This window comes from Streptomyces sp. NPDC058619, assembly GCF_042717785.1.
GTDB lineage: Bacteria > Actinomycetota > Actinomycetes > Streptomycetales > Streptomycetaceae > Streptomyces.
In genome coordinates, this window is the sequence record NZ_JBHXQN010000016.1 from 16,742 (window position 1) to 27,642 (window position 10,901).

Below are 10,901 nucleotides of genomic sequence, written 5' to 3' on the forward strand. Positions count from 1 at the left end.
CTCACGGACATGAGGCTCACCCCTCCATCGTCATCCCGCCGGTGGCCCGGCACCAGACGTTCACGCCCCGGCCGCGGTGCGGTCGAGTTCGGCGTCCAGGGCGAGCGCCGCAGTGATGAGGGCGAGGTGGGTGAAGGCCTGGGGAAAGTTGCCGAGCTGTTCGCCGGTGAGACCGACCTCTTCGGCGAAGAGCCCGACGTGGTTGGCGTAGGTGAGCATCTTGTCGAAGGAGTAACGGGCCTGCTGGAGGCGGCCGGCCCGGGCGAGGGCGTGGACGTGGAGGAAGCTGCACAGGGAGAAGGTGCCCTCGGCTCCCTCCAGGCCGTCCGGGGAGGCCTCCGGGTCGTAGCGGTAGACGAGGCTGTCGGAGACGAGTTCGCCGTCCATGGCGTCGAGGGTGGACAGCCAGCGCGGATCCGCGGGGGTGATGAAGCCGACGAGGGGCATGAGCAGCAGCGAGGCGTCCAGGACGGTGTTCTCGTACTCCTGGACGAAGGCCCCGCGTTCCTCGCTCCAGCCCAGGGTCATGATCTGCTCCAGGATCGCGTCCCGTGCCGCGGTCCAGCGCGTGAGGTCGGCGGGGCGGGCGGTGTCCGTGGCCTGGCGGATGCCGCGGTCGAGAGCCACCCAGCACATGAGGCGGCTGTAGGTGAAGTCCTTCTGGCCACCGCGGGTTTCCCAGATGCCCTCGTCGCGGCGGTCCCAGTTCTCGCACAGCCAGTCCAGCAGCGCGGCGCAGCGCTGCCAGTCGTCGAAACCCACGATGGCGCCGGTCCGGCCGGACTGGGCGAGGGCGTAGATCGCTTCGCCGTAGATGTCCATCTGCAGCTGGTCCGCGGCGCCGTTGCCCGCGCGTACCGGGATCGACCCCCGCCAGCCCTCCAGGTGGTCAAGGACCTCCTCGGTCAGGTAAGGGTCGCCATCGACCCGGTACATGATCTGCAGGGGCTCGCCGTTGGGGGCGCCCCCGTCCGCCAGCCGCTGGAGGAGCCAGCCGCGGAAGGCGTCGGCTTCGGCCGTGAAGCCGAGGTCGCGCATGGCGCGGACGGAGAGCGACGCGTCGCGGACCCAGGTGTAGCGGTAGTCCCAGTTGCGTTCGCCGCCCTCCCGCTCGGGAAGTCCCATGGTGGTGGCGGCGATCGGTGCGCCGGTCGGCGCGTACGTCATCAGCTTGAGGGTGATGGCGGAGCGGTTGACCATCTGCTGCCAGCGGCCGCGGTACGTGCAGCGCCCGATCCAGCCGTGCCAGAAGTCGCGCACGGCGTCGAACTCCGCCATCAGGTCGCCCAGGCCCACCGGGGGCGGGGGCGCGCCGTCCGGGTCGCAGACCGTCAGGAGGGTGGCCGCGTGTTCGCCCTCGGCCAGGGCCAGGGTCACGGTCGCCCGTACGTCCGTCCCGTCGGCCTCCAGGACCACCCGGTCCGAGGCCTGCAGGTACGCGGTGATGCCGGGTCCGTCGAAGCGGGCGCCCTCGGCGCCGAGCGTCAGCTCGTGCGGGCTCCGGCCGTAGTCGAAGCGCGGGCGGCACTCCAGGGCGAAGCGCACGGTCCCGCGGACACCGCGCACGGCCCGCACGATCTGGTGCCGGTCGGTGGCGGTGTGCGGGTCGTGGACGGGCATGAAGTCGATGACTTCGCCGACGCCTTCGGGGGTGAGGAAGCGGGTGATGAGGACGGCGGTGTCGGCCAGGTAGAGCTGCCGGGTGACGCTGTCGGGGGCGGCCGGCGGTTCGCCGTCGGGGCCGGGGGGCTCCTCGGCGGTGATGGCGAAGTAGCCGCCGCGGGTGTCGTCGAGCAGGGCGGCGAAGATGCTGGGCGAGTCGAAGCGGGGGGCGCAGTACCAGTTGAGTACGCCCTCGGACGAGACGAGGGCGCAGGTCTGCAGGTCCCCGATCAGACCGTGCTCGGCGATCGGCGGGTAGGGACGCATCGGCCCTCCACGAGGGGTGAGGCTGCCGGGGGCAGCGCGGGTTTTCGGCACGGGCAGACGGCGTGGCGCCCCGGTCCGGTATCGGCGCGGCGGCACGGGCAGACGGCGGAGCGCCCCGGTCCGGTGCCGGCCGCGGCGGGGCCGATGTGAACTCCCCTCCTCTGTACGGCTGGCAGGGGCGCCGCCGGCCGGGGCGCCCCCGTGCCGGGGCCGGACCCGGTCCGCTGCTCAGGGACCGAGGACCTTGGCCTTGGCCTGCTCGTACTCGGTCGCCGTGATGTCGCCGCGGTTCTTGAGCTCGGCGAGACGCGACAGGTCCTCTGCCTGGCTGGTGGTCCCGGCGTTCTCGCGCACGTAGGAGCGGAAGGCCTGCTCCTGCTGCTGGGCCCGCCTGATGTCGCGCTCGCCCATCCCACGGCCCCGGGCGATCAGGTAGACGAAGACGCCCAGGTAGGGCACCAGGATGACGAATACGGTCCATCCGGCCTTGGCCAGTCCGCCCAACTCGTCATCGCGGAAGATGTCGCCGATGACGCGGAAGAGCAGCATGAACCACAGGACCCAGAGGAAGCACAGCATCATGGTCCAGAAGATGTTCAGCAGGGGTAGTCGTAGTCCTCTGCCAGGTGGAGCAGCGAGTTCTGCATGGGCCGGTCTCCTGTACGTGGGGAGGAGGGTCCTGACGAACCCTCTGAACGGTGCGCGGCCGCGCGGACGGTCGCGTCACGCGGGCGTCGGGGCGAAGTCGTGCAGCTCGTCGGCCCCGTGCTGTACGACGCCGTAGGTGCTCTCCGGCACCTCGTTCCAGGCGCCGGGCAGGTCGCCGAGGGGCTCGGACACGATGAGGCGGGTCTCGTCGGAGATGTCCCGCAGGAACGCGACGTCGGGGTGCAGCCGGCGCAGCGTGTCCACCCGGCTGCTGTAGAACAGCGAGCGGGAGGTGTGCCCGCTCGAGTAGCGGAAGGCCCAGACGCGTTCCCCGTCGGTGATGGCGAGCGTCATCTGGAGGGGGAACTCCACCCCGTGGTCACGGCCCGCGCGCTCCACGACTCCCGCCATCCGGGCCACGGCGGCGGGCGGGTCCTGGTCGAGGCCGAAGGTGAGGGCGAGGTAGAACATCACCTCGGAGTCCGTGGTCCCCCCGATGTCCCCGTACAGCGCGGGGTCGACGAGCAGGGTGAGGTCCCGGCGCATCAGGTGGAAGCCCGTGATGGCCCCGTTGTGCATGAACATCCAGCGGCCGTGCCGGAACGGGTGGCAGTTCGACTGCTGCACCGCCGTGCCGGTCGACGCCCTGATGTGGGCGAAGAACAGCGGTGAGCGGACGTGGTCCGCCAGCTCCCTGAGGTTGCGGTTGTTCCAGGCGGGGCCGATGTCCCGGAGGAGCGCCGGAGTGGTGCTGTCCTCCGCGTACTCCGAGTACCAGCCGACCCCGAAACCGTCGCCGTTCGTGGTCTCCACACCGAGCTTGGAGTGCAGGCTCTGGTCGATCAGCGAGTGGGCCGGTTTGTACAGGATGGTGTCGAGCAGCATGGGCGTTCCCGAGTACGCGAGCCATCGGCACATGCGTGATCACCTGCGTCCTAGCCTGGCGGGGACCGAACGGTCTTCCCGCGCGCCCCCGGAACCGCACTGTCGCAGCGAGCCCGCCCGTCACCGATTCGCTGGGCGCGCCGCGCAGGGCACCCCGGGATGGTTTGCCGTGCTCCGTGGCCGCCGCCGCGCGTGACGCCGCGGCGGTCCCTGTACGGCCTTCCCATTCTCAGCTCCCTCCCCGGGGAGCGCCACGTGGGCGAGCGGCGCGCCGAGTGGCCGACGTGCCGGACGCGCGGTGTTCCGCCATGGTTCTGGGAGGCGGTCGCCGCCGTCGCAGTCCGTCGCCGAGGAGTCCCGCCGTGCCCGAACCGGATGCCGGTCCGCGCCGGCTCGCCGTACCCGGCTGGATGCGCAGGCACACCCCGCTGCTGGGCCGGCTCCTGGAGCAGCTCGCCGCCGTGCGGGTACTGGACTGCGCGACCCGGCTGGCCGCGCAGGCCTTCCTCGGTGCGCTGCCGGCCGTGTTCGTCATCGCCGCCGTCGCGCCCGACTGGCTCCAGGACCAGCTGGTCTCCTCCATCCGCGCGACGCTGGGTCTCCAGGACGCCGCACTGGACCAGGTGCGGTCCGTGTACTCCTCCACCGACGCCACCGCCGTGGCGAGCACCAGCGGGGTGGGGATCGTGGTGACCCTGCTGTCGGCGACCGCGTGCAGCCGCGCCCTCCAGACGACGTGCGAACGTTCCTGGCACCTGCCCAAGGCGAAGGCGCGGCTGGCCGCGTGGCGGTGGCTGGCCTGGCTCGTCGTCTGGCTGGTCGCGCTGCTGTTCCAGGGCCCGGTGCAGGACGCCTTCGGCGCCGGCCGCGCGGTCGGCTTCCTCGTCGCCGTGGTCACCGGCATCCTGCTGTGGTGGTGGACCCAGCGCCTGCTGCTCGGCGGCCGGGTCCCCTGGCTGCCGCTGCTGCCCGGGGCGGTCCTGGCCGGCGTAGGGGGGCAGCTCCTGTCGGTGGGCTCGAAGATCTACATGCCGCGCGCCGTGGAGCGCAGCATGCACGAGTTCGGCGGCCTCGGCTCGGTCTTCGTCCTGCTGTCCTGGCTGATCGTGTTCTTCGTCGTCATCACGCTCTCCATCGCCGTCGGGTACGTGGTGGCCCACGAGGCCCTGCCGGCCCGCCGCCTCGGGACGCCGCCCGCGCCGCCCCCACCGCCGGCCGCCCCACCGCCGGCCGCCCCACCGCCGGCCGCCCCGTCTCCCTGACCGGGGGCGGAGGGGCGGAGGGAGCCGTGCCTGGGGAACGCGGTCGGCGGCTGCCTCGCGGTTGGTCTCCTTCACCGCCGCACGGCACCGGTTGGCACGTCCGGCCGGTGCCTGCTCCCGTGTGCGCCCGCGCGGGCCGCCCCGTATCGTCGCTGCGCCGCCGGCACAGTGCGCCACCGCGGTGCCGGTCGGGGCCGGTAGCGCACCGGCCCCCATCAGCACGGCCGCGGCGGCCACCGCGTTCCGTCCGGCGGGTCGCGGGCGGTGACGGGCGTGACAGCCGTGCTGCGGACTGCCGCGCTGCGGACGGGTGCGGGTGCTCCGATGTGCCATGTGATCGCGTTCCTTCGCCGGCATCCACGGCTGCCCGGCCGGCACGGCCGCACTGGGGGCTGGATCGCTCACAACGCCGGGCGGCCGGTCTGGCGGCCGGCATCCTCGTCACCGGCCTGGTGGCGACGCCCGCCCACGGCGTCGGCGCGGGCGGCCCCGGCAGCGGCCCCGGCCGCCCGGGGTCCGGCGCGGCGATCGGCACGGTCCCGGGGGCGGCGGGCGACGCCCGCTACGTACCGGGCCCCTGCCCGAAGACGCCCGACCCGGTCCCGGCCCTCAAGGGGGCCCGCTGCGGAAGGCTCACGGTGCCGCAGGACCGGGCCGCGCCGGACGGCCGGAAGATCAGCCTCGGCGTCGCGGTCGTACCGGCGGCCACGGACGAGCCGGAGCCCGACCCGGTCGTCTGGTTCGCGGGAGGACCCGGCGACGACGCGGTCGGGGAGATCCCGATGGCCGTCGACGGCGGTCTGAACCGCGACCGGGACGCCGTCTTCATGTCGCAGCGCGGTACGTACTCCGCCGACCCGCCGCTGACCTGCCCCGGCGTCGACGAGTTCACCGCCCGCTCGGCCGGCCTCGTCTACGACGCGCCGTCCACGGGCCGCCTGCACGTCGACGCGACGCGCGCCTGCCGGGAGCGAGTGGCGGGCTTCCGGGCCGACCTGGCCGCCTACGACAGCGCCGAGAGCGCGGCCGACTACGCGGACCTGCGCGTCGCGCTGGGCATCGCGCAGTGGAACGTGTTCGGCATCTCCTACGGCACCGACTTGGCCCTGATCTACCTGCGGGACCACCCGGAGGGGATCCGGTCCGTCGGCCTCGACGGCGTCCTCCCGCCGTCCACGGCCGGACCCGCCCTCACCTGGACCAGCGCACGTCAGGGCTTCGACGGCGTGTTCCGGGCGTGCGCGCGGCAGCCCGCGTGCGAGCGCCGCTACCCGAACCTGTCGGCGACGTTCGACCGGCTCGTCCGTGAGCTGGAAGCCCGGCCGGTCACGACCACCGTCACGGTGCCGGGGCGCGAGGAGCCGGTGAAGGTCGTACCGGACGGCGGGGCGCTGGTGACGTGGATGACGTCCGCCACCCACCTGGCGGCCGGCGTCCCCCGGTCCCTCGACGAGCTGGCGCACGGCAGACCGCAGCGCATCGCCGAGCAGTGGGCGGGCGGCAAGGTCAGCCCCCAGGCGGTGGGGAGGCTCGCGCACGGGCTGGCCTACGGCGTCTTCTGCCGCGAGTGGGTGCCGTTCGAGAGTGAGGCGGACGTGCTCCGGGCCGGCAGCGGGCGTTCCCGTCCTTCCCCCGCTCGGTCCTGGCCCAGGCGCCCCAACTCCCTTTCCTCACGCGGACCGCGCCGCCTGGAACGTTCCCGCCGCGCCGCGCTCGATCCGCGACGTCACGCGGAGCGACGTCCCGACCCTCGTCATGTCGGCCGGGTTCGACGCCCAGACCGGGGCGGGCAACGGACCGTACGTCGCGCGCACCCTGAGCCGGTCGACCGCCGTCACGATCCCCTACGTCGCCCATGTGGCCTTCGCGGCGTCCCCGTGCGCGCAGGAGATCACCCGCTCGTTCCTGAACGCGCCGACCGCCCCGGAGACGGGATGCGTCGAGGGCCTGGAGCCGCCGGAGTTCGAGATCGGGGCCGAAGACCTGACCCGCCGACGCCGGGGGGTCGCAACCGGCGGATCGGGCCGGCATGACGGAAGCCGCCCTCGTCGCCACCGTCCGCTACGACGGCCTGTTCACCGATCCCGGCGGCCTGTTCCGGTGGTACGCGCTGTGCTGGGCCCTCGTCGCGGCGGCCCTGGCAGCACTGCGCGGGGTTCCTGCCGTCCGTAGGCCTCGGCCCGGGGCATCCGGACGGGCAGCGCAGGACGAAGCCGCAAAACAGCCCGTCCCGGTCCGTTTCGACGCGGCCAGGGCTTCCTCTTCGGCTACGAGGGCTCCTTCACCGCCGAGTACGTCGACGCGGACGGGCGCGGACTGCGCGCCGACCTGCGGCCCGTCCGCGAGGAGGCCCGCGCGTGAGCGCGTCCGGCGGGGCCACCCGCCTCAAGCTCCTCGAAGGGGCCCTGCGCACCGTGGTCGAGCAGGGCATCGCCAAGACCTCGGCCCGTTCGATCGCGGCGACCGCCGGGGTCAACCAGGCGCTGGTCTTCTACCACTTCGGTTCCGTCGACGAGCTCCTCGCCGCCGCCTGCGTGCACGGCGCCGAGCAGCGCGTCTCCCGCTACCGGGAGAGGCTCGCCGCCCTGGACTCCCTCACGGACCTCCTGGCCTTCGCCCGCGCGATGCACGCCGAGGAACGGGCCGCCGGCCACGTCGCCGTCCTCGGCCAGCTGCTGGCCGCCGGCCAGACGGCGCCCGCCCTCGCGGCCGCGACCTCCGCCGGGCTCGCGCTGTGGATCGAGGAGCTGGAGGCCGTCCTGACCCGCCTGCTCGCCGCGACCCCCCTGGCGGCCTTCGCGGACCCCGCCGGGCTGGCCCGCGCCGCGGCGGCCTCGTTCGTCGGCATCGAACTGTACGAGGGCGTCGACCCCGAGGGCGCCGCCCGCGCCCTGGACTCGCTCGAACAGCTCGCCGTCCTCGCCCAGGCCATGGAAGGACTCGGCCCCCTGTCCCAACGGGCCGTCTCCCACCAGCTGCGCCGCCGCACCCGAGGCTGACCCGCGGGACCGAGCCGAGCGGCGGCGGTGCTCACCGACGGAGCCCGTCCGGTACGGGTGTCGAGGTCGCGTCAGGTGATCCGGCGGGCGGTGCGGAGAGCTGCCCGCCGACGATCGAGGCCAGGGCGAGGCCGAAGCCCGCGAGTTGGACCGGCCCGAGGGTCTGGCCGAGTACGACGGCGCCCAGGACGGCGGCGACCAGCGGGGAGCACAGGCCGAGGACCGCGACCGAGCTGACCGGCAGCGCGGCGACGCCCTGGAACCACAGCACGAAGGTGATCAGGCCGCCGACCAGGCCCAGCCATAGGTAACCGAGAGCGGCGTGCACCCCGATCGCGGGAGGCGCTCCTTCGACGAGGAAGGTGAGGGGCGCCAGGAACAGCCCTCCGGCGGCGAGTTGCCACCCGGTGAAGGCGAGCGGGCCCACGCCGGGGGGCCTGCCCCAGCGTTTGGTGAGCGTCACGCCGAGCGCCATCGTGGCCGCCCCGGCGAGGCCCGCGACGATCCCGACGGTGTCGGCCGCCGCGTTCGGCCCGATCACCACCAGGCCGACCCCGGCGACGCCCGCCACGCCCCACACCAGGCGCCGGGGAGAGAGGCGCTCGCGGAGCAGCGTCACGGCCAGCACGGCGACGACGAGCGGCTGGACGGCCGCCAGGGTGGCGGCAACGCCGCCCGGCAGGCGTTCGGCCGAGAGGAACAGCAGCGGGAGGAACAGGCCGATGTTCAGTACGCCGAGTGCCGCGGCCCTCCCCCACCAGACCCCGCACGGCAGCTTCCGGGTCACCGCCAGCGCGATCAGGCCCGCGGGCAGTGCGCGCAGGAAACCCGCGAACAGCGGGTGTCCCGGCGGCAGCAGCTCGGTGGTGACGATGTAGGTCGTGCCCCAGACGGAGGGGGCGAGCGCGGTCAGGGCGGTGCGGCGGAGCGTCCCGCGGCCCGTTGCCCCGGCACCGCCGGGAGCCCCTTGCGTGGCGCGGCTTGTCATGTCCCGAAGTCTCACCCGGGCCCGATTGATGAGTCCAACACATGCTTGTCACTCCATCGATCTCGATCCACGATGGATCGATGGAGCTCCAACAGATGCGGTACGTGGTCGCCGTGGCCGAAACGACCAGCTTCACCCGGGCCGCCGAACGGTGCCTGGTCGTCCAGTCCGCCCTCAGCCACCAGATCGCCCGCCTGGAACGGGAACTCGGCGCGCGGCTCTTCGAGCGCACCAGTCGCCGGGTTCGGCTCACCCCGGCCGGCGAGGCGTTCCTCCCCGCCGCCCGCCAGTGCCTGGACGCCGCCGAACGGGCGGCCGCGGAGGTCGCCGCGGAGGTCGGGGAGGTGCGCGGGCGGCTGGCCGTGGGCCTGATCCCCACGGTCACCGCGGTCGACATCCCGGGCGCGCTGCGCGACGTCCGGAGCCGGTACCCGCACGTGCGCATCAGCCTGCGCGTGGGCGCCAGCGACGACCTCGTCGAGCGGGTGGTGGAGGGAACGCTGGACGTGGCGTTCCTCGGGCTGCCGACCACGGCGCGGCCCCGGGGCGTCGCCGCCCACGAACTCGCCCGCGACCGGCTCGTCGCGGTGGTCGCGCCGGACCATCCCCTCGCGGGCGGACCGGCCGTCGACCTCCGCCGGCTGTCCTGCGAGGTCTTCGTGGACCTTCCGGCCGGGACGGCCGGCCGCGCCCAATCCGACCAGGCCTTCTCGGCCGCCGGTCTCGTCCGTGACGTCGCCTTCGAGGTGACCACCGCCGACTACATCGCCCGACTCGTCGGGCCCGGCCTCGCGGTGGCCATGCTCCCCTCCGCGTACGCGGCGCAGCTCGCCGGTGTCGTCACCGTCGGCGTCGACGACGCACCGGTCCGCGTCGAGTACGCCGTCTGGAGCCGATCCGGCCGCACGCCGGCGGCGACCGCGTTCCTCGGCATGCTCGACATCACGGCCCCCGGTCTGGAGCCGCCCGGAACTACGGACCCGACATGGACGACACACAAAACTGTCACATGACATTCGGACAGTTTTCCTTGTCGCCAGTCGGTTCGACAGCTGGATTTGTCGCATGGACGAAGCAACGGCAATCCCCACCCCCGACAAGGGCGACGAGAACTTCTGGGCCGGCGTCATGACCCAGCTGGGCGCGGCGTGGGGCGGCATCAAGTGCCAGTCCGCCCGCCTCAAGTGGCCGTACGCCGTCCCGAAGCGGGCTGCCAGCGAGTCCATCCCGCTGAGCTACGCGGGCGGCTCCGCCGTGATCCACCACGACCCGGACGCCGGCGCCTGGTGGTACGCCGTGACCGCCGCGAACCAGCGGGCCGAGGAGTCCGAGGCCCTCTACGCGACCTCCGCGGAGGCCATCGCACGGGCGACCGAGTTCCTCTTGACGCACACCCAGCCCACCCGCCCGTGAGGACCCGGCGCCCGTAACCGGTCACCCCGGCCGGCCCGGCTCACCTACCGGGAGCCTCCGCGCCGGGGTCCCCGGGGCTTCGCGTCCCCCCGACCCGAGGGCGGGGGGACGCGTGGTGACCAACCGGTAGACGAAGGCGTGCTTGCCGCGGGGGAGCTTGGGGCGTTCGCGCGAGTGGGCCACGACCGCCTCGACGAGGAGGTGGAGCGAAGGGTTCCGCCGACGGAGCCGGTTCAGCTGGTCCCGCCTGAGCCCGCCGCTTCCGCAGCGGTACCGAGGGGGACGCCCCGGGTGAGGGACTTCAGAAGGATGCGCAGGCCCACTCCGTTGAGCCGGCCCCTCGGAGCCACGCCTCCGGTACGGGCCATCGCGGCCGCCGCGTCCATCGCCCGGTCGAACTCCGCGTCGCGCTGGCGCCAATGGACGAGCATGGCCTCCGTGATTCCGGCTTCGACCGCGCATCCGGGCTGCCCGTCCTTCACCGGTGCGCGTCTCCCGCCTGCGTAACCCTGGCCCTCCAGCCATTGCGGGGGCGGAGGCCGACGGGTCGGCTGGCCCGGCGGGAGGCGTCCGAATCATCCCGGTAGATGACCGCCCCGCTTCATCGCCCGGTCAGCTTAGGTTAGCCTGACCTAAGCACAATGCGGCCGAAGGGGCGTCGTCATGCCCGACCGCCGTTGATCCACCCCCTGACCGGCCGGGCAACCGCCCTTCCGTTCCGGAACCACACGCATGACGCCCCATCAGGATTCCGCCCGGGCGAAGGCCCGGCATCGA

9 protein-coding genes and 3 pseudogenes are annotated in these 10,901 nt (G+C 73.6%); 7 read left to right on the forward strand and 5 right to left on the reverse strand.

Features of this window, described 5'->3' with window-relative positions:
* Positions 1–60: 60 nt before the first annotated feature.
* The 3 genes from ACFWTC_RS17890 to ACFWTC_RS17900 form a co-directional block, all read right to left on the reverse strand.
* Positions 61–1,929, reverse strand: coding sequence for a glycoside hydrolase family 15 protein (locus ACFWTC_RS17890; protein ID WP_384028781.1), 1,869 nt, complete (start codon positions 1,927–1,929; stop codon positions 61–63).
* Between the two features lie 228 nt (positions 1,930–2,157).
* A complete protein-coding gene (locus ACFWTC_RS17895; RefSeq protein WP_383928090.1) occupies positions 2,158–2,511 on the reverse strand; it encodes an SHOCT domain-containing protein in 354 nt (117 codons plus the stop codon).
* A 141-nt stretch (positions 2,512–2,652) separates the two neighbouring features.
* Positions 2,653–3,495: a class II glutamine amidotransferase gene (locus tag ACFWTC_RS17900; RefSeq protein ID WP_383928087.1), complete on the reverse strand. Its 843-nt coding sequence runs from the start codon at positions 3,493–3,495 to the stop codon at positions 2,653–2,655.
* Positions 3,496–3,824: 329 nt separating this feature from the next.
* Between ACFWTC_RS17900 and ACFWTC_RS17905 the strand changes: the two genes are divergently transcribed.
* The 5 genes and pseudogenes from ACFWTC_RS17905 to ACFWTC_RS17925 all read left to right on the forward strand — a co-directional run bounded on the left by ACFWTC_RS17905 (position 3,825) and on the right by ACFWTC_RS17925 (position 7,723).
* Positions 3,825–4,724 carry a YhjD/YihY/BrkB family envelope integrity protein gene (locus ACFWTC_RS17905; protein WP_384074247.1) on the forward strand — a complete coding sequence of 300 codons (900 nt, stop codon included), beginning with the start codon at positions 3,825–3,827 and terminating at the stop codon, positions 4,722–4,724.
* A gap of 782 nt (positions 4,725–5,506) precedes the next feature.
* Positions 5,507–5,899 (forward strand): annotated as a pseudogene (locus ACFWTC_RS17910) (alpha/beta fold hydrolase); the annotation flags it as partial.
* Positions 5,900–6,308: 409 nt separating this feature from the next.
* Complete coding sequence (locus tag ACFWTC_RS17915) at positions 6,309–6,896, forward strand: alpha/beta hydrolase (RefSeq protein ID WP_383928134.1); 588 nt, start codon at positions 6,309–6,311, stop codon at positions 6,894–6,896.
* An 81-nt stretch (positions 6,897–6,977) separates the two neighbouring features.
* Positions 6,978–7,085: pseudogene (locus ACFWTC_RS17920) on the forward strand (DUF4166 domain-containing protein); the annotation flags it as partial.
* Positions 7,082–7,723, forward strand: a complete 642-nt coding sequence (locus ACFWTC_RS17925) for a TetR/AcrR family transcriptional regulator (RefSeq protein WP_383928081.1) — start codon at positions 7,082–7,084, stop codon at positions 7,721–7,723. The pseudogene ACFWTC_RS17920 and the gene ACFWTC_RS17925, both read left to right, overlap by 4 nt.
* A 31-nt stretch (positions 7,724–7,754) precedes the next feature.
* Here the strand turns inward: ACFWTC_RS17925 and ACFWTC_RS17930 are convergent, their stop codons facing one another.
* Positions 7,755–8,711, reverse strand: a complete 957-nt coding sequence (locus ACFWTC_RS17930) for an EamA family transporter (RefSeq protein ID WP_383928079.1) — start codon at positions 8,709–8,711, stop codon at positions 7,755–7,757.
* A gap of 80 nt (positions 8,712–8,791) precedes the next feature.
* On the opposite strand from ACFWTC_RS17930, the gene ACFWTC_RS17935 reads away from it, so the two are divergent.
* Both ACFWTC_RS17935 and ACFWTC_RS17940 read left to right on the forward strand, forming a co-directional pair.
* Positions 8,792–9,724 (forward strand): LysR family transcriptional regulator, encoded by a 933-nt coding sequence (locus ACFWTC_RS17935; protein ID WP_383928076.1) that lies wholly within the window; start codon positions 8,792–8,794, stop codon positions 9,722–9,724.
* 118 nt (positions 9,725–9,842) lie between these two features.
* Positions 9,843–10,124, forward strand: a pseudogene (locus tag ACFWTC_RS17940) (hypothetical protein); the annotation flags it as partial.
* A 233-nt stretch (positions 10,125–10,357) separates the two neighbouring features.
* Here the strand turns inward: ACFWTC_RS17940 and ACFWTC_RS17945 are convergent.
* Positions 10,358–10,606 carry a hypothetical protein gene (locus ACFWTC_RS17945; RefSeq protein ID WP_383928073.1) on the reverse strand — a complete coding sequence of 83 codons (249 nt, stop codon included), beginning with the start codon at positions 10,604–10,606 and terminating at the stop codon, positions 10,358–10,360.
* Between the last annotated feature and the right edge of the window lie 295 nt (positions 10,607–10,901).